Below are 17,777 nucleotides of genomic sequence, written 5' to 3' on the forward strand. Positions count from 1 at the left end.
AAATGCTATAAGAAAAACCCGCGTGCGGGTTTTTCTGTTGTTTCATAATTTATTGATTTCACAAAAAGAGAAATTAACGGAGAGAAAAACCGGCACGCCGGTTTTTCCCCAGTATTTTTCCAGACGGCGTGCGATTCTGCGTAGGCGATCAGCCGGAGCAGAGCACGACGACGCAAGAAAAATGCGATTCGCGAGGATTCGCGGAGATTCGCGGTTAAATAATCTCATGTGTCCGCATCCAACCGTACCCTTCCCGAATCGGATCCATACCAACACCGCGTAACTCCTCCAAAAAAGAGAACAGGTTTTGGGTATGACCGGTTCAGGCCGTTTTGTGCTGAAGAAAGCCGAGGGTCAGATCGAGCGCGTCGAGGAGATCCTCTTCCGCGAGAGCATAATCCCGGATCGCCGAAAAGAGCATGTACAAAATATCGTAACCGTAAAACGCAAGAGCATCCTCAGCTGAAAGGGGCGAGGCATACGTATCGACCACAAAACCGTCGGTCGAGAACATCAGCTCGAACAGTTCTCCCTTCTCCGATGCCACACAAAACTGCTGGGTGACCTGTTTTTTGGGATCATCAGGCCGGAAACTCGCCGGGCTTTCGGATTTCCCGAGGATGATCATTTTGTCGGGGTAATACTTCTGGTCGTAGAGATCCCCTTTTGTATCCTGTTTTGCTTTCTGGAGGAAAAGCGAACCTGCCGCCTGCACTACCGGAACGACTGCCGAGATCATCTTTTCGAGAAGGACCTTGTCCTCTTTAACGATCAGGTCGGCGGTATCCTGCTGTTTTGCTTTTGTTTCCTTGATAACATCCAGGAGACGGTCAAATCCCTGTTCTACAATAGGGTCCATACAGTATAGTTTGACCGTCCCGATAGATTAACTACATGCCTTGTGCTATCAGTATAGAAGAACAATGGATTATTTCATCGCCCTGAATCAGATCCTCATCCTGTTTATTCTGATCGGGATCGGATACTTTGCACGAAGGATCAAACTCCTGAACGACGCGTCCGTCTCTTCCCTCTCGAAGTTCCTTCTGCATATCTGTATTCCTGCGATGGTGATATTTTCCATGCAGATCCCTTTCACGAACGAAGTTCTCATGAAGGGCGAGTATCTGATCTTGGCAGCGTTTGCCTACTACGGGATCGCGTTTCTGGTTGCCTGGTTTTCCCCTATTCTGATGCGGGCAAAGAAGGAGGAGTATGGGGTGTTCCGGTTCATGATCATGTTCTCGAACTCGATGTTCATGGGATTTCCCATCCTTTCAATGTTGTACGGCCAGGACGCGATATTTTATGCGGCGATTTTTAATATCCCGTTCACGATACTGACATACTCAGTTGGAATCTGGATCCTGCGGGCACAGGAGAAGGGCGGAAAAATCTCGTTCGATCCAAAACTTCTCCTGAACCCGGCGTTTCTCTCGACGATCCTTGGACTGATCTTCTTCCTGACGTCGTTTTCGATCCCTGACCCCATTTACAGTTCCTTAGAGCTGCTGAATAACGTTACCACGCCGCTTTCTCTTGTCGTGACCGGCGGGTTCCTTGCCCAGCTGAACTTCACCTCGATCTTCAAAAATGTCCGGCAGTACATCGTTGCGGCGATCCGTCTTCTTGGTATGCCGGCACTTGTGTATCTGATCTTTTCGCAGTTCATCGCTGATCCGCTGATCCTCGGCATCATCGTGGTAACTGCAGGAATGCCGGCGGCGGTAAATACGGTGCTGCTGGCTGAAGAGCATAAGGCCCATCCGGATATTGCGGCCCAGGGTATCTGTATCTCAACACTGCTTTGCCTGGTGACGCTCCCGCTTCTCGCGGTGTTTTTGACGGGATGAGGGAAATAAAAATAGTAGTTACGCGGTGTTATCCTCAATCCAATTTGGGAAGGAGGTTGTTGTGTGTAGACACAAGAGAATATTTAACCGCGAATAAGCCCAAGCGGGCTTTGCCCGCTTGAGGCGGCACGCAAGCCTTTGGCTTGCACGCAACGTATAGGGGCCTCAGTAAATAGGATATCCCACCGCGGGCCGCTCCGCGCCGGAGTCGCGGCCCCGCACCCCAGATCAAGAAAAGGGATTGTTCATCTATTTTTTGGAGAAAAAAAGACATGCAAGATAAGAAAAACCCGCATGCAAGTGAGCGAAGCGAAACGGAGAGCAAACTGAAAGTTTGAGAACAAGCGAGGGCTGCAAACCCGAACCGGAGAGCAAACTGAAAGTTTGAGAACAAGCGAGGGCTGCAAGCCCGAACCGGAGAGCAAAGCGAAGCTTTGCGAACGGGTTTTTCTTATAGCATTTGTCCAAGAGCCAAAGGCTCTTGAGACGTCTCACGAGCTTTTAGCTCGTGGACTTTTCAAGAGAGGGTGCGATTCCTGCGTAGGCGAAGCCCAAATGGGCAAAGCCCATTTGAGGCGGCACGCAAATCTTCGATTTGCACGCATCAGCCGAAGCAGAGCACCCGAACGTAAGGAAAATGCGATTCAAGCGAGGGCTGGAAGCCCGAAGCGGAGAGCAAATCTCTGATTTGCGAACGCGTTAATTCGCGGAGGCGTGCAAGCCGAAGGCTTGCGTGCCGCCTCAAATGAGCAAAGCTCATTTGGGCTTATTCGCGGTTAAATAATCTCATGTTTCCAAACCCAGCCGTACCCTTCCCAAATTGGATTCACAACCACACCGCGTAAGTCCTATTCATAATTATTTTGTCTGATACCACGCGGCACCCTCATGCATTTTTTCTATAAATTCATCCTCGGGAGATGACCGAAGATCCATAAGAGCGTCGGAAAGATTTTGGACGGCCGCCTCGTTATACGGATTTTCCGTCTGAATGGAGTAAGAGAGTTCGGCGTTTTCCCGGGAAACAGCGGACGATACCGCAGTCTGTCTGGAAAACGTTGTCGAAGCAGCGGCAGATAGTCGTTTTGACGAAAATCCGCTTCGGACAAGAGCTCCGCTGAAAGCAAGGTTCACCGCATGGGAAAGCCCGAGAACGTAGGCAGCGATCGGGTCGTGCTCCCCGATCTCCATCTGGAGAATCATCCCGCCGCTGAAAAGACTCGCCGCTTCATCCGCCGCGGCATCGTTGCCGCAGGAACATACGATGATGTTTCTGCCGGCTATCGAGGCGGCACCCGGCCCAAACATCGGATGTACCGAGCAGACTTTTGCACCGGACGCCGCCGCTTTGCGGAGAACCGGGATAAGGGGAGTTTTGACGGAGAGGATGTCAAAGATGAGCGCGTCTTTGTTTTCTGAAAGAACCGTCCCGAGGATTTTTGCAGAGATTTTTATCGGCGTTGCTGCAATGATGACATCGGCATCCCTGCATCCAAAGGAGATATCCGCAACCGGATAGAGAGCTCCGTCGGGTTCTGGGTCGTTGATCGTTACCGTATGACCACGTCCGGCAAAAAACGCAGAGAGCCATCTGCCCATCCCGCCGTTTCCGCCGATAATGAAGATTTTCCGCGGAGCAGCACGTCTTGGTATGAGCCCCTGCAGATCAACAGACTCATCTATGACCGCCCGGGCGATCCGTGCGGCCGTTTCCGCACTCACGCCGGAAATTTTCCCGGCGTCGATATATCTCCGGACGACATTTTTTTCGACCGCGGGAACCACGACCTCTTCGTTTGCCTCGGCCTTTTTTTCGCCGATCACCAGAGCTATTCTGTTCCGGCGGCCGACCAGTTCCATGATCTCGCGGTCGATCGACGCCAGTTCCTCCCGAAAGCCGTCGATCTCAGTCAAGGAATCCTCCCCGGGCCGCGAGATCTGCGAGGGTAAACACGGTCATTGCCTCGACAACGATCGCCCCCCGATTCGCGATGCACGGATCGTGACGTCCTTTCACCGAAAGGTCGGCATCCTCTTGGGAGACCAGAGCAACGCTCATCTGTTTTTTTGCGATCGACGGGGTCGGTTTGAATGCCGCGGAAAAATCAAGAACGGATCCGTTCGACATCCCGCCAAGCACGCCGCCCGCATGATTCGTCAGCGTGATGACCGACCCTTCCTGAACGCGGTATGCATCGTTGTTTTCGGATCCGCGAAGGCCGGCAGCGGCGAACCCCTCGCCAAATCCGACTGCTTTCACGCCGGGAATGGCGAAAACAGCTTTGGCGATCTCGCCGTCGAGATTGTCAAAAAACGGTTCTCCAAGACCCGCGGGCAGACCCGCAGCAAAGCACCGGACGATCCCGCCGACACTGTCTCCTTTCGACTTCGCGGCGAGGATCTCGGCCCTCATCCGGCTCTCGATCTCCGAAGACATTGCCCGAAGCGGATTGGTCCGCGATCTCGTCATGATGTCTGCGACATCATAAACATTCATATCGACGACGCTGCCGATCCGGGTAACATACGAACCGACGGAAATCCCCGCACTGCCGATCAGATCCCGAAGCAGAGCACCTGCCGCAACAAGGGGAGTCGTCATTCTGCCGGAAAACATCCCGCCGCCCCGGATGTCATGAGCCGGACCGAATTTACAGACCGCAGGGTAATCAGCATGGCCCGGACGGGGAACACGGCGGAGCTGTTCATAATCCGAACTCCGGGTATTGCTGTTTGAAAAGGTGATCACGACCGGACAGCCCGTAGTGATCCCATCCACAATTCCGGATATCTCCGGAACGTCCGCCTCCACACGGGGAGTCCCGATACCTTCGGCCGGTTTCCTGAGCGCCAGATCCGCCGTGATGATATCCTCATTCACGGGATATCCGGCAGGGATCCCGTCGATAACGCAGCCGATACGACTGTCGTGACTCGCCCCGAAGAGAGTGAGCGTTATGGATCCTCCGATTCGATTCATTCTTCCCTCATATCTGCACCGAGTCTCTGCATATCCCTGACGAAATCAGGATAAGAAACAGCACAGCAGCCTGAGTCGTCTATGATAGTATTGCCAGCGGCAATAAGTCCGGCGACCGCGGATGCCATCATTATACGGTGGTCGCCAAATGTAGTAACATTTGCCCCGGAAAGCCGGGAGGGTCCCGTAACAATGCACCCGTCCCCGGTCTCGCTGATATCTGCACCCATCGACCTGAGGAAAAGAACGGTGGACATGATCCGGTCGCTTTCCTTGAATCTCAGATGGGCGGCCCCGTATAATCTGCTGGTGCCTTTTGCCTGACTCGCAAGGACGGCGATAATGGGGAACAGATCCGGAGCATCCGCAAGATCGATGTCTGCAGCCTTCAAAGCCGCTTTTTTGATCGTAACATTTTCGCCTTCACGAACTACTCCTGCCCCGAATGTTTCAAGGATGGAGATCACCACCTTATCCCCCTGAGGGTCAGCCGGATCGAGTCCGGAAACGGTGATCTCGCCGGTGAGTGCCGCCGCCGCAAACAGAAATGCGGCCGATGAGTAGTCGCCGCCGACCTGAACATCCACGGGAGAATAGACCTGACCGGAACGGACAAGATACCCGTCATCGATCGTCCCGACCGAAACGCCGTGTTTTTTCATGGCGGAAATCGTCATGTCCACGTAGGGTTCTGACGTAAGGGGCGTTGTAAGATGGATCCTCGTGTCAGCTTTGCCAAGCGGAGCCGAGATCAGCAGCGCCGAGATAAACTGGGAGCTCACATCCCCGCGAATATGCACATCGCCGCCCAATACGGGGCCTGTTATGGTGAACGGAGCACAGCCGTTTTTGGATGTTACTCCGGCTCCAAGCTCTGAGAGGGCATCAAGCAGCGGTTTCATCGGGCGGGAACAGAGCGAAGCGTCGCCCGTGAACGCGGTCGTTCCGTCCAGACGGGATGCAATTCCAGCAAGCATCCGCATGGATGTTCCCGAGTTTTTGCAGTTTATCACCGTTCCTTTCGGAAGAGGGGCATGCAGATCGCCACCCCGGATCGTGATCCGATCATTCGCTTCACATACATGTGCCCCGAGCGCTTTGACCGCATCCAGCGTAGCTAGAGTGTCCTCGCCCAGAAGCGGAGAGAAGACAACAGACTCGCCTTTTGCAAGAGCCGCAAGGAGAAATGCCCGGTGCGTGTGACTTTTCGAAGGGGGTGCGTGAACACACCCCGATATCTGGGAGCGGGATACGATAAGTTTCATCTCACACCCCGTTCCTGATATTCGCAATGAGGATATCTTCCCGACCGAACCGATCGAGAAATTCATCTAACCTGCCCTCAGGCACAAGTATCCCGGTGGCGGGACCCGTACCGGAAAGTCCGGCGGCGGCGGCTCCGCATGAGAGGGCTCTGTCGGCCGTCTCCGGCGTGATGCCGATCGCTTCACAGGTACATCTTCCATTTACATACATCGCTGAAAAAACATCTCCTTCGATCGCCATATCATATGCGGCAGAGACCATATCACGCATTTTTTGCATCTTCTCACTCGGAAATGCGGATTTCCGGATCTGGAACGGCGGGATGTGGATCACGGCCGTGTAGCCTTCGGGCATCGGGCGGCGGAGCAGAAGTTCGCGTTTCAGATTATCGGTGAATACGAGACCCCCGAGCTGACAGGCGCAGGCATCATCAAATGCCCCGGTAATACTGACGCCCGCTTTGACGGCGGCTGTCGCGCCGATCCGGCCGATCTCGAGCGGATCGAGACGGATGCCGAGCGCAGCGGCGGCGGCCGATATTATAGCGTTCGCGGCCGAACTGCTGCTTTTCAGGCCCTGAGATATGGGGATATTCGACGTAGTTCTGATCACCGCACCATTCATTCCCGAGTCAGGATACCGCCGGAGCACCTCCTCGACGGAAAAACGGGCGAGGGAAACGGACTCGGACGGGTGGCCGCCGATCTCGACGGAAAACTCGTTTTCCGGAATCAGTTGGACGGTCGCCTCGGTTTTGAGATCGATTCCAAAGGCCGCCCCTTTTCCGGTAGAGATCGCGTTGATCACCGATAACGCACCGTAGGAAACTCCTTTGCCGATCATGCCGCCCTCGCTTCGAATGCTTTTCTCATCACGGCCCGGTCAGGCGTGATGCCTGTCCAGAGAGTGAATGATGCGGCGGCCTGTTCGATCAGCATGGTTTTTCCGTTGATGCAGGCACGAACGCCGGCGGCTTTTGCAGCGGCAAGAAGGGGAGTCACTTCCGGATCATAGATCATATCCATAACAACCGTGTCTTTGGTGAATATCGTATGCGGAACCGGCGAGCAGTGTTCAAACCCGCTCATACCGGCCGGGGTCGCGTTGAGGATGATCGTATATGCCGGCTTGAGATCCTCAATTTTTACTGATCGTGCGCCAAACAATTCGGCAAGCGTTTCCGCCCGGGCAAATGTCCGGTTGGCGATAGAAATGTGGGCACCGGCGGCTTTCAGATACGCGGCGGCTGCCTTTGCTGCCCCTCCGGCGCCGATGATGAGCGCCTCGGCGCCCTTTGGATCCGCGTCCACTGACGCGAGCGATGCAGCGATTCCCAGAATATCGGTATTGTACCCCTCGAGACCGGCAGGAGAGTTTCGGATAGTATTCACTGCTCCGGCGGATTCGGCAAGAGGATCGATCCTTTTCAGGAAAGGAATGACCGATTCTTTATGAGGAATGGTTACGTTCATCCCGATGATCCGGTATTTTCTGATAACCTCCGGGATAAGGAGCAGTTCCTCAGGAGCTGACGGGATCTTCACGTATCGCCCCCGGATCTTCGCGGCTTTGAATGCCGCGTTGTGGATCTCCGGCGAGAACGTATGGGTCAAAGGATAGCCGGTTACGGCAGCAACCTGCGGATCGGTACCGAGCCTCTCAGCCTCTTCCAGTGTTATCTGACCCGGAGCGGACGCAAGTTCCGGCCGTAACGCACAGTAGTTGAGCATCGATCCAAGATCGGATGAGCGGATACGGGTAACCTCGCCGGCGGCCCCCATGCCTATAAGAATAAACGGAGCTCCTTTTTCTCTAAGAACAGATGCGGCACTCCAGACTGCAAGCAGATCCGCCGGCCCCCTCACCATGAATGCGGCTTTGGGGATTCCCGAGGATCGAAGATCGTTGAAGATTGCAAGGATCTCATCCTCGGCGGGCGTTTTCTCAAAGTCATGATACGAACAGATGACCTGTTCTTTTGGGAACCGGTTTCTCAGAACCGAGTCCGATTCTATGTCGATGTACTTTGCGCCGGACGCGAGAGCTCGGAGAAAGATATCTTTTCGCTCCTCGTCCAAAGGAGACCTGAGTGTGGCTATTGATGGAACGCCGCACGCAAGAAAGGAGAGATCTGCCGGTATGACCGGGAAGGAATCCAGCCGGAATTCAAGAGCCTCTGCTCCTTTCAGGATCGCTTCTTTTGCAAGGGTCCACGCTTCTCCCTCGTCTTTCGCCACAATAACGGCACAATTTGCAGTCATTTTTCGCAGATCGTTTCCGCCATCGTATGTCCGAAGTGGCGGCCGCCGCTTTCAAGTCTGACATAGACCAGATCACCGATCGCGAGATCGGATACGGAAACCGCTCCCGACGGCGTTCCAAGGCGTATGGTCTCGGCGTTCTGGAGAACGACCGAGTAGGTCTTTCCTCCGGCTTTTGCCTCGATATAGAGCATGGGGCGGATCTCGATTTTTACTCTGCCGACATTCACGCTTCGCAGACTGCCGTCAGGTTTGCGGGAAAGGAGTTCGTTCCCGCTCGCGATCTCGGAGAGATATTTCGTCGTACAGTCAGGGCAGAGAATGTATGAATGGACGGCGCCGGCGTTCACCCGAAACGGCCGGGCGCTGACGTATTCGCTCTCAAAACTCTCCGAGCAGACGAGGAAAAGGCAGGATGACTGGGAACCGATCAGCATGCCCTCTCCCCTCTCCAGAAGCGAGCAGGTGTCGATACATACCCGGTCCCCTAAAGAGAGCGTGGATATTTTGGTGACCACGGCGGTTTCCAGATCGACTACCGGGTATTCAGCGGTCCTGATCCCGGAAAATGCGGCAAGATCGGCCGGACCGTCCGGCGTGATGACGATACCGTCAGAGCCCACCTCCATTGTTTGGAAAGCGAGACGGGCTTCTTCGGGGGTCTTCACGCAAATATATACACTCGTCTCGGCGTTCTGGAACCGGGAGATGAGATTTTCAAGAGGGATGACCTTCCAGTTTTCGGGGGAGATGATCAGAGTTGGAACGGCATTCTTCAGGCTGTACGCCTCCTCCATTTCCTCGGCACCGGTCAGGTTCAGGAGAACGCCGATGCGTTCCCCGGAATACATGAGGTTTTTGCCTTCGGCTAGTATAGCAGTATATCTGCCGAGATGGCTGAGAGCCTCATCTTCCGGTCTCAGGATGATATGGGTATACCCGGATTCCAGGGCTGAAGCGACGACGGCTTTTCGTTCGTCATAGGTCGGCAGGTGGTCGGCACGGATCAGGATCGGAGGTAGTTGAACGGTCATTTACTTCACCGGATGAGGTGTTTTGCTGCTTCTTCCACGGATGCGTCCCTTAACACGATATCGGTGACGGCCGAGGTAATACCAATGATATCATTGTGCTGGAAGATGTTTCTTCCGATTGAAACACCTTTTCCTCCTGCATCGAGAGAGTCACGGACCATCTGAAGCATCTCTAAGTCAGAGCCCATCTTCGGACCTCCGGCGATGACGACCGGGATCTGGGCTCCGCGGACCACTTCACGGAACGTATCGATATCTCCGGTGTAACTGGTTTTTACGATGTCAGCACCAAGTTCGGCTGCAACGCGGGCGCAGGTTTTGAGGGCATCCACGTCGAACGAGTCTTTGATGTTTTTGCCGCGAGGGTAGACCATCGCAAGAAGCGGCATGCCCCACTGCTGGCATTTGCGGGAGATCTCTCCTGCATTGCAGATCATCTCGGGTTCGGTATCGGCTCCCAGATTGATATGAATGGATACGGCGTCCGCTCCAAGCGTTATTGCCTCCTCAACGGTCGTGACGATGACCTTCGAGTTGGGATCGGTTCCAAGACCGGTGCCGGCGGAAAGATGGACGATCAAACCGATATCTTTTCCGGATGTCCGATGACCGTAGGGAACCATGCCTTTGTGCATGAGAACTGCCGTGGCTCCGCCGATCGAGATCTTGTTTATGGTGTCACGCATGTCGGTGAGCCCGGGAATCGGTCCCATCGAAATGCCGTGATCCAATGGTACAATAACGGCACGACCGGAGTTCCGGTCTATGACCCGTTCCATACGGATATGTTTTCCAAACATGTGTGCTAATCATTAGCACGGTGACAACATCAATCTTCTGGACAGAGCAAAGACCAGGGATATTGCGGGATATATGCTGAATTATGACGGCATTTTTCAATATGTATGCCGCAATCATCAGTTTTCTCTGCACAAAATCCAGATCAGAACCCGAAAAAGTCCGGAGATGTCCAATCAGAGAGAGGAGGAAAAGTAGAGATATTACGCGTGACCGGCGCAGAAAAACAGATGATGCGAATCAAAAAAGGATGATAAATTATTTTTCTCCTCTGCCGAGTTCTCTGTGCGCTTTTCCAAGATGCTGGGCTCCAAGCGCCCCGAGAAGCGACAGTTCGCCTGCCAGAACGCCGGCTGCCACGATCTCGGCAAATGCTTTTGCGTTGTCTCCCGGATTTTCCGCCCCGCCGGCAACGCCGAGCATCGTAAGATTTGCATTCTGGGTGGCAATACTCGTTCCCCCTCCGACCGTCCCGACCTGAAGCGAGGGGAGCGTGACGGAGACATACACGCCGCCTTCCGCCATATCCACGGTCGTGATCGCATTGCTTCCCTCGACCACGTGGGCCGGGTCCTGTCCGCAGGCGATGAACATGGCGGCAACAACGTTCGCTGCCTGGGCGTTGAATCCGAGAGATGCCGCCCGGGCAGATCCTGTCAGATTTTTGCGGGTATTGACCTCCGCAAGGGTAGCTGAGTTTGTCTTGAACACGGATGCCACCAGTTCATCCGAGAGAAAAACCCCGGCTGAAACCGTTTTGCCCCGGCCTTCGATAATGTTGATCGCAGAGGGTTTTTTGTCGCAGCACATGTTTCCGGATACGGCGATAAGTTTTGCCCCCGTCTCCTCTTCGATCAGATGAGCTGCGGCTTCAGAGGCGAGCGTCGCCATGTTCATGCCCATAGCATCCTTTGTGTCGAACTCAAAGCGGATAAAGACACTCGTACCTGCCGTATATGTCGTGAGCCCGATCAGTTCGCCGTGATTTGTGGTTTCTTCGGCGGCGACCTTCAAAAGAAGGAGATTGTCTTCCGCCCACCTCGCAACCTCGGCCGCGTGGGAAACGCTTCTGGCTGCAAAAACCGGTGCACGGGTCATGCCGTCTCGGAGAATTCGCACCTCGGCGCCGCCGGCTTTGGTGATGGCGCCGCACCCTCTGTTGATCGAAGCGACCAGAGCGCCTTCTGTCGTCGCAAGCGGGAGCCAGTACTTTCCGCTGGCATACTCCCCTTTGACCGCCAAAGGTCCCGCAACTCCCAGCGGGATCTGAACACAGCCGATCATATTCTCGATGTTTCGGGTAACTACCCGGTCAATAGGTATCGAATAGGTCCCGACAGCGGAAAGATCCGTACCGGTCTCCTCTTCGATATATTTACGGCGAAGAGATACGGCATCATCTGCCGGCATACTCTTCTCCAGCGCGTAAAGTTTCAGATCCCCGGAACGGATCTTTGCAAGATACTCATCCATAAGTATACAATAGTTCAGAAGGGACTAATACATTTTTCTGTCAGACAGGCAAATAATATTCAGGCATATGCAGAGATACGCTCACATTTTGGACCTTGTCAGGGAGAGAAATCCCCTTGTGCATCAGATCACCAACTACGTCACGGTAAATGACTGCGCCAATATGACAATATGTTTCGGGGCATCACCGGTGATGTCGCACGCACCTGAAGACGTAGTGGATATGATAAAAATAGCGGGCGTTCTTGTGCTGAATATCGGAACACTGGATGAAAACCAGATCGAAGGAATGCTTGCAGCGGCAAACGGAGCAAAGAAATGCGGCATCCCAATAGTTCTCGACCCCGTGGGAGCAGGGGCGACACCATATCGCACACAAACCGCGGAGAGGTTTATGAACGAATTCCCCATCTCGGTCGTGAAAGGTAACGCCGGAGAGATCAGCACGCTTGCCGGCGTCTCGGCAACGGTCCGGGGCGTTGATTCCGGCAGCATTTCCGGAGACCCCAAAGAGACCGCACGCAGATATGCAAAAGAATACGGATGTACGGTCGTCATAAGCGGAGCGGAGGATATCGTAAGTGACGGAAAACGCGTCGTCGGGATATTAAACGGCGTCCCAATGATGGGGAGAATCTCTGGGACCGGCTGTATGGCGAGCGCTATCTGCGGCGCCTTCACTGCAGTAACTGACCCGATGGACGGCTGTATCGCCGCGATGACCGCGCTTGGGATCGCCGGCGAAGAAGCAGCAAAAACTGCAAAAGGCCCGGGATCGTTTAAGCCGGCATTTTTCGACGCCGCGGCCGCGCTCACCAAAGAACAGTTTCTCAAATCAGCAAAGATCACTGAGTATTCATGACATATGACCTCTATGTGGTAACCGACGAAGAACTCTCAAATGGTCATTCCCATGCAGAAATAGCAAAGCTCGCGGTTGAAGGAGGAGCGGATGTCATCCAGCTCCGTGATAAGAGGATGAGCGCGGCGGATCTTTTTGCCGAAGCGGAAAAGATCCGTGCGATCACCAAAGACAAAGCCCTTTTCATCGTAAACGACCGGATCGATATCGCGCTCGCGTCAAAAGCGGATGGCATTCACCTTGGACAAAGCGACCTGCCGGTGAAGACCGCAAGACGCCTTGTTCCGGATGATTTCATCATCGGCATCTCTGTTGGTTCGGTCGAAGAAGCAGTAAAAGGCGTTTTGGACGGCGCGGATTATGTGGCAGTGAGCCCGGTTTTTTCGACAGGCTCAAAACCGGACGCTGGTGAAGGCCGCGGACTTGCCTGTATCTCAGCTGTAAGAAAAGCCGTGCCAAAAGAGATCCCCGTGGTCGGTATCGGCGGCATCAACAGTGGAAATATCAGTGAGGTCATCGCGGCCGGATTGGACGGGATCTGTGTCATCTCCGCAGTGGTAAGTGCACCGGATATCAAAAAAGCCGCCGGAGATCTGCGTGAAAAGATCAGGAACATAAAAAATGAGTGAAAAAGTCATGCAGTGGTGCGTGCGGATCCCGGTTCTTGAAGGAGAAGCAGGACGCAGAAAACTCATTGCCGAAGGAAAGGCAGACCGAAGCCTCCGGCCGTACGTTGAGGAGGGCTTCCTGTTTGTCCCGGTTCTGGAAGAGACCGGGATGCAGGCGGAGTTCTCCACAACAAGCCCCCGCGAGGAGCTGCCCCGTCACGAACAGATCGGCGGGATCGTTGTTCTTCAGGAAGATGATCAGATCGAAGCGGAAAAGATTCTGGCGGCACGTCCTTCGACGCATACCGTACTTTTTGCCACATCACCGGTCGAAGGAGAGTTCAGAACAAAAACATTCAAAGTGCTCGCCGGAAAAAATACGACCGAGACATTCTACCATGAATACGGCAGAAGAATGATCATCGATCTGACCGCAGCCTACTTTTCCGCCCGGCTCTCGAACGAACGCCAGAGAATTCTCTCTTCCATGAAAGAGGGAGAAAAAGTTCTTGATATGTTCGCCGGCGTCGGACCGTTTCCGGTGATGCTGAGCAGTAAAGCGAAGCTCATCGTCGCAAACGACATAAATCCATCCGCGGTTTATCTGCTTCAGAAAAACATTAGATTAAACCATCTGCATAACGTAGTGCCTGTTCTCGGCGATGCAATGAATCTCCCGCATATGCTCGATTCGATGAAGTTTGACCGCATAATCATGAACTTACCATTCGCAGCATACGGATTTTTAGCAGGAGCTGCAAAACTTGCGGCTAAAGGCGCCGTCATCCATCTCTACGCGCTTGTCGAGAAAGAAGGAGAACACAATGAAGATATTCTGCGTGCGTTTCCAAACGCGAAAATCACCGAACGGTTCCTGCGGTCATATTCGCCGGCCAGCTGGCATGCCGTCTATGATATAGAGGTCGGCGATGAAGTGTAAGATCTGCGGTACCGGAAGTTTTGCCGATCTGAAATGTGCCGTTGACGCGGGAACGGATGCGGTAGGTTTTCTGATGGGCATCACGCACGTGACCCAGGATGCCGTAAGTCCAGAGGAAGCGGCGGCGATGATAAAAACACTGCCACCGTTCATCGAACCGGTTGCGGTGACCCATCTGCAGGATGCCCGTTCGATCATCAGCATCGTTCAGCAGTCCGGCTGTACCGCGCTCCAGATCCAGAACACGATCACGCCTGAAGAAATATGCATGATCAGAAAGAGTCTGCCGTATCTTCGCATCATAAAAGCAGTCCATGTGATGGATATGTCAGCCGTACAAACAGCTCAGCGGGAAGCAGCCTATGCTGATGCGATAATCCTGGACACACGGACCCATGACCGGCTCGGCGGGACCGGACTCACTCACGACTGGAGCATCAGTGCAAAGATTGTGGAATCGGTCGAGATCCCCGTCATACTCGCCGGCGGCCTCACTCCGGAGAATGTGGCCTCGGCGATCCGCCAGGTCCGCCCCTATGCGGTAGATGTTCACACCGGAGTGAAGAAAAATGATGTCAGGGATGCTCTTAAGACAAAAGCATTCGTCCATGCGGCGCATACGGCCGTCTGAATCAGAGGATCCTTTTTTTCAAAAAAAAATGATCAGACTTCAATCACTGTCTGTTTACAGGTTTTGAAGTGATTTGCATAGCCGGCCATATCGAGCAGCCCGTGACCTGAAAGATTGAAGACGATAGTCTGTTCCTCATTCTTTTTCTTTGCTTCAAGCGCGAGGTCAACAGCAGCGCGGATTGCATGAGCTGATTCCGGCGCCGGGATGATGCCTTCGGTTCTCGCAAAGGTAACGGCTGCCTGGAAAACCTGTTCCTGGTTATACGATACAGCGTTGATAGTTTTGTTATCATATAACCTGGACACCAGCGGATTCATACCATGATACCGAAGACCTCCTGCGTGAACGGCGTTCGGGGTAAAGTCATGCCCGAGAGTATGCATCTTAAAGAGCGGAGTGATGCAGCCGGAATCACCGAAATCATACCGGTATTCTCCTTTTGTAAGTGAAGGTACTTCGGACGGTTCGACAGCAAGGAAATTTGTGTCGATTTTTCCATGGAGTTTTTTCTGGATCATAGGGAAGCTGAATCCGGCAAAGTTACTTCCTCCGCCGATACATCCGATCATGTGATCCGGAGTGACATCGATCTCATTCAGCTGAGCGATCAGTTCCTGACCGATAACGGTCTGATGCATACATACATGATTTGCAACGCTGCCAAGACTGTACTTTGTTTTTCCGGTGGGATCTTTGACTGCCATTTCGACTGCTTCTGTGATCGCAGTTCCAAGGGTCCCCCCGTAGGAAGGATCTTTTGCGAGGACGGATTTTCCATACTCAGTGACTGGACTTGGTGAGGGATAGACTGTGCTTCCGTAGGTTTCCATGATCGATCTGCGGAACGGTTTCTGCTCGAAACTTACTTTGACCATGAACACGATAAGGTCGAGATCAAAGTAGTTGCAGGAGAGGGAAAGGGCAGAACCCCACTGACCCGCGCCCGTTTCGGTGGTCAGATGTTCTGTTCCGTCACGTTTGTTGTAGTATGCCTGGGCAATGGCACTGTTGAGTTTGTGGCTGCCGGTCGGACTGACATCTTCACGTTTGAAGTAGATCTTGGCCGGGGTTTTGAGATACTGCTCAAGATGATATGCACGCTGAAGCGGCGTTACGCGGCCGAATTGGGCATATGCTTCTCTGACGACTTCCGGGATGTCGATGAATCGGTGAGTGGTGTCGAGTTCCTGCTCGACCGATGTTTTACAAAACACGGGTGCAAGATCATCGTGGGTCACTGGTTTCATTGTCCCGGGATTAAGGATCTCCGGGGAGCCGATGTCGACCGCGATATTATACCATTTTTTAGGGATGTCATCTACTGTAAGGGTCGTACGACCATCTTTCGGGAACATAGATACAGGTGGTATCCAATAGTATTTAAAATCTGTACAACAATAACCAAATTATTACTTCAATGATTATATTTGTACATGTTCGGGATTGTAAATAGAGGGAGGCGCGCAGACCTATTTCCGAAGAGAGAAGGGAGACCCCGGGGATAAAGGTCGGACCGATACGGTCCTGACGGCTGATGAGGAGGGGGGCCTTTTGGTCTGATCAGATCAGAGCCGGAGCATGCAGAACGGTCTGATATACATGTTCCCGATTATACGGCTCTGTGATGATGAGGTTGTAGATGTCTATGTGCCGGTTCTGTTCGCTGACCGTACTGCTGTAATCTGTGTAAGAAGCTGCATACGCTGCGTAGTATGCCTGATACTCGGCATAGAGCTTCTGATACTCCGCGTAATAGGCAGTGTAGTTTTGATACGCATCATCAGCCTTTGTCAGATACTCTGTATAGGATGCATTGAGCGTTTCCCATTCTGAAGAATAGGCATTGTCGGTTATTTTGCCTGCGCGAAGATCGCGGTTCAGCTTTTTCTGCTGTGATACTATGGAGTCTGCCAGATCGGCATAGGTATTATATGCGGATATTGCCGTTTGCATTGAGGAGTCAAGTGAGGAAAGGCGGATCTCATATTCGGTGAGTGCATCTTCCATTTCATCGAGATCTTCGGTCTTTTCAGCACCTTCCCGTGATAACCGATCGATCAGGGAGGCGGCTTTATCCCGGTAATTCAGGATGACGGTTATTTGACTGCCGGAGGTGTAGGTTTTTGCACCGGTGCCGACACTGATGACTGAAGGGATGCTGGAGAGTGATGAGCCGTCTTCAAATTGGAACGATCTGTCGGTGATATAACTGAAGTCGGTTGTTTCGATGACCGCGTATCCCCCGGTATCCGGATAGGCTGTTGTGTCAGCTGTTTTTATTCCGACTGCGGCGTGGCTTTCTTCATCAAAGATCAGGAGGACAGCATCATAGCCGGCACGGGTCAATAACCCGGCCAACAGGATACTTTTGTCATCACAATCACCATACTGGTCAATAATGGTCTCTACCGGGTAGCGGTACTCGTCTTTTGTATGGTAATGAATACTTTGGACAAATGTCGAGAGCAACTCCAGATACTCGTCGTCCGTTAAATCCAAGGTATGTTTCACGGATGCCGTTTGTGTCAGGATCTGTGTGTACATCTCTTCCTGAAGGGGATCATTGGTAAAATCAGCATAATACTCGCGCGAGGTTATTTTTGTGTAAGGAAGGTATTTTGATCCGGTATCTTTCGCCCCATGATAGATGGATGCGGGAACGGAGACGAAAAGTGTTATTGAGGTGTTTTTGAAGGGGAAGATGTATTCTGCCGAGAGGGAATCCGTGTAGGCGTTATCGGGATATATTTGGGGATTTGCACTGAGGATACAGAGATAGCAGCCGGCGGAGGAGATGATGACGAGCAGGACCGCGAGCAGGATGATCTTTTTCATGGTGATACAGAGATATGTTTTGTATTTGTTCTTCTGTATTATATGTTAGGTTTGATCATGCTACTGTATCCGGGATGAAAAAGGTTCGTGCGGTTAATTTCTGTGGATATTCATTTTCCCCCGTTCTTTCTTCTTGTATGCAGGATACCCCGGGGTATCCGGATAGAAGACGAAAGAAGAGGGGACGACAACCAAAACATGAGAGCTTGCGCTCAACACTAAAAAAACACAAA

16 protein-coding genes are annotated in these 17,777 nt (G+C 52.9%); 5 read left to right on the top strand and 11 right to left on the bottom strand.

From position 1 onward, the window contains the following. Positions 1-322 precede the first annotated feature (322 nt). A complete protein-coding gene (locus H575_RS06130) occupies positions 323-859 on the bottom strand; it encodes a hypothetical protein (RefSeq protein ID WP_042699533.1) in 537 nt (178 codons plus the stop codon). Positions 860-923: 64 nt separating this feature from the next. Between H575_RS06130 and H575_RS06135 the strand changes: the two genes are divergently transcribed. Further along, positions 924-1,853, top strand: a complete 930-nt coding sequence (locus H575_RS06135; protein ID WP_042699535.1) for an AEC family transporter — start codon at positions 924-926, stop codon at positions 1,851-1,853. Between the two features lie 858 nt (positions 1,854-2,711). Here H575_RS06135 and H575_RS06140 read toward each other — a convergent pair. The 8 genes from H575_RS06140 to hmgA form a co-directional block, all read right to left on the bottom strand. Then, positions 2,712-3,767: a prephenate dehydrogenase/arogenate dehydrogenase family protein gene (locus H575_RS06140; protein WP_042699538.1), complete on the bottom strand. Its 1,056-nt coding sequence runs from the start codon at positions 3,765-3,767 to the stop codon at positions 2,712-2,714. Continuing rightward, positions 3,760-4,833, bottom strand: coding sequence for a chorismate synthase (gene aroC / locus H575_RS06145; RefSeq protein WP_042699541.1), 1,074 nt, complete (start codon positions 4,831-4,833; stop codon positions 3,760-3,762). The genes H575_RS06140 and aroC overlap by 8 nt, the downstream gene beginning before the upstream one ends. Then, complete coding sequence (gene aroA, locus H575_RS06150; protein WP_042699544.1) at positions 4,830-6,098, bottom strand: 3-phosphoshikimate 1-carboxyvinyltransferase; 1,269 nt, start codon at positions 6,096-6,098, stop codon at positions 4,830-4,832. The genes aroC and aroA overlap by 4 nt, the downstream gene beginning before the upstream one ends. A 1-nt stretch (position 6,099) precedes the next feature. Further along, the gene (locus tag H575_RS06155; protein WP_052319992.1) at positions 6,100-6,942 is read right to left on the bottom strand and encodes a shikimate kinase; all 843 of its coding nucleotides are present in this window, start codon (positions 6,940-6,942) and stop codon (positions 6,100-6,102) included. Beyond that, positions 6,939-8,360: a shikimate dehydrogenase gene (aroE, locus tag H575_RS08965; protein ID WP_052319993.1), complete on the bottom strand. Its 1,422-nt coding sequence runs from the start codon at positions 8,358-8,360 to the stop codon at positions 6,939-6,941. The genes H575_RS06155 and aroE overlap by 4 nt, the downstream gene beginning before the upstream one ends. Further along, positions 8,357-9,394, bottom strand: a complete 1,038-nt coding sequence (locus H575_RS06165) for a 3-dehydroquinate synthase II (RefSeq protein WP_052319994.1) — start codon at positions 9,392-9,394, stop codon at positions 8,357-8,359. The genes aroE and H575_RS06165 overlap by 4 nt, the downstream gene beginning before the upstream one ends. 5 nt (positions 9,395-9,399) lie before the next feature. Beyond that, on the bottom strand, positions 9,400-10,194 hold the full coding sequence (locus tag H575_RS06170) for a 2-amino-3,7-dideoxy-D-threo-hept-6-ulosonate synthase (RefSeq protein WP_042699546.1): 795 nt from the start codon (positions 10,192-10,194) through the stop codon (positions 9,400-9,402). 256 nt (positions 10,195-10,450) lie between these two features. Further along, on the bottom strand, positions 10,451-11,665 hold the full coding sequence (gene hmgA / locus H575_RS06175) for a hydroxymethylglutaryl-CoA reductase (NADPH) (protein ID WP_042699549.1): 1,215 nt from the start codon (positions 11,663-11,665) through the stop codon (positions 10,451-10,453). A 67-nt stretch (positions 11,666-11,732) separates the two neighbouring features. On the opposite strand from hmgA, the gene thiM reads away from it, so the two are divergent. Genes thiM through H575_RS06195 form a run of 4 tightly spaced genes read left to right on the top strand, consistent with a single transcriptional unit; the run spans position 11,733 to position 14,706 of the window. Continuing rightward, the gene (gene thiM, locus H575_RS06180) at positions 11,733-12,527 is read left to right on the top strand and encodes a hydroxyethylthiazole kinase (RefSeq protein WP_042699552.1); all 795 of its coding nucleotides are present in this window, start codon (positions 11,733-11,735) and stop codon (positions 12,525-12,527) included. Beyond that, on the top strand, positions 12,524-13,156 hold the full coding sequence (gene thiE / locus H575_RS06185) for a thiamine phosphate synthase (RefSeq protein ID WP_042699555.1): 633 nt from the start codon (positions 12,524-12,526) through the stop codon (positions 13,154-13,156). The genes thiM and thiE overlap by 4 nt, the downstream gene beginning before the upstream one ends. Further along, entirely contained in the window at positions 13,149-14,075 is a 927-nt protein-coding gene (locus H575_RS06190; protein WP_042699558.1) for a class I SAM-dependent methyltransferase, read from the top strand. The genes thiE and H575_RS06190 overlap by 8 nt, the downstream gene beginning before the upstream one ends. Continuing rightward, positions 14,065-14,706: a phosphoribosylanthranilate isomerase gene (locus tag H575_RS06195; RefSeq protein ID WP_042699561.1), complete on the top strand. Its 642-nt coding sequence runs from the start codon at positions 14,065-14,067 to the stop codon at positions 14,704-14,706. Before H575_RS06190 ends, H575_RS06195 begins: the two co-directional genes overlap by 11 nt. Before the next feature lie 32 nt (positions 14,707-14,738). On the opposite strand, the gene H575_RS06200 is transcribed toward H575_RS06195, so the two are convergent. Continuing rightward, a complete protein-coding gene (locus H575_RS06200; RefSeq protein ID WP_042699563.1) occupies positions 14,739-16,064 on the bottom strand; it encodes a TrpB-like pyridoxal phosphate-dependent enzyme in 1,326 nt (441 codons plus the stop codon). Positions 16,065-16,269: 205 nt separating this feature from the next. Next, complete coding sequence (locus tag H575_RS06205) at positions 16,270-17,544, bottom strand: hypothetical protein (RefSeq protein ID WP_042699566.1); 1,275 nt, start codon at positions 17,542-17,544, stop codon at positions 16,270-16,272. Positions 17,545-17,777: the final 233 nt, after the last annotated feature.

It is taken from the genome of Methanocorpusculum bavaricum DSM 4179 (genome assembly GCF_000430905.1).
Classification (GTDB): domain Archaea; phylum Halobacteriota; class Methanomicrobia; order Methanomicrobiales; family Methanocorpusculaceae; genus Methanocorpusculum; species Methanocorpusculum parvum.

What these genes read in the sequence shown, in the direction of transcription:
- H575_RS06130 (WP_042699533.1), bottom strand. Translation starts at nt 859, where the DNA reads ATGGACCCTATTGTAGAACAGGGATTTGACCGTCTCCTGGATGTTATC.
- H575_RS06135 (WP_042699535.1), top strand. Translation starts at nt 924, where the DNA reads ATGGATTATTTCATCGCCCTGAATCAGATCCTCATCCTGTTTATTCTG.
- aroC (WP_042699541.1), bottom strand. Translation starts at nt 4,833, where the DNA reads ATGAATCGAATCGGAGGATCCATAACGCTCACTCTCTTCGGGGCGAGT.
- aroA (WP_042699544.1), bottom strand. Translation starts at nt 6,098, where the DNA reads ATGAAACTTATCGTATCCCGCTCCCAGATATCGGGGTGTGTTCACGCA.
- H575_RS06155 (WP_052319992.1), bottom strand. Translation starts at nt 6,942, where the DNA reads ATGATCGGCAAAGGAGTTTCCTACGGTGCGTTATCGGTGATCAACGCG.
- aroE (WP_052319993.1), bottom strand. Translation starts at nt 8,360, where the DNA reads ATGACTGCAAATTGTGCCGTTATTGTGGCGAAAGACGAGGGAGAAGCG.
- H575_RS06165 (WP_052319994.1), bottom strand. Translation starts at nt 9,394, where the DNA reads ATGACCGTTCAACTACCTCCGATCCTGATCCGTGCCGACCACCTGCCG.
- H575_RS06170 (WP_042699546.1), bottom strand. Translation starts at nt 10,194, where the DNA reads ATGTTTGGAAAACATATCCGTATGGAACGGGTCATAGACCGGAACTCC.
- hmgA (WP_042699549.1), bottom strand. Translation starts at nt 11,665, where the DNA reads ATGGATGAGTATCTTGCAAAGATCCGTTCCGGGGATCTGAAACTTTAC.
- thiM (WP_042699552.1), top strand. Translation starts at nt 11,733, where the DNA reads ATGCAGAGATACGCTCACATTTTGGACCTTGTCAGGGAGAGAAATCCC.
- thiE (WP_042699555.1), top strand. Translation starts at nt 12,524, where the DNA reads ATGACATATGACCTCTATGTGGTAACCGACGAAGAACTCTCAAATGGT.
- H575_RS06190 (WP_042699558.1), top strand. Translation starts at nt 13,149, where the DNA reads ATGAGTGAAAAAGTCATGCAGTGGTGCGTGCGGATCCCGGTTCTTGAA.
- H575_RS06195 (WP_042699561.1), top strand. Translation starts at nt 14,065, where the DNA reads ATGAAGTGTAAGATCTGCGGTACCGGAAGTTTTGCCGATCTGAAATGT.
- H575_RS06200 (WP_042699563.1), bottom strand. Translation starts at nt 16,064, where the DNA reads ATGTTCCCGAAAGATGGTCGTACGACCCTTACAGTAGATGACATCCCT.
- H575_RS06205 (WP_042699566.1), bottom strand. Translation starts at nt 17,544, where the DNA reads ATGAAAAAGATCATCCTGCTCGCGGTCCTGCTCGTCATCATCTCCTCC.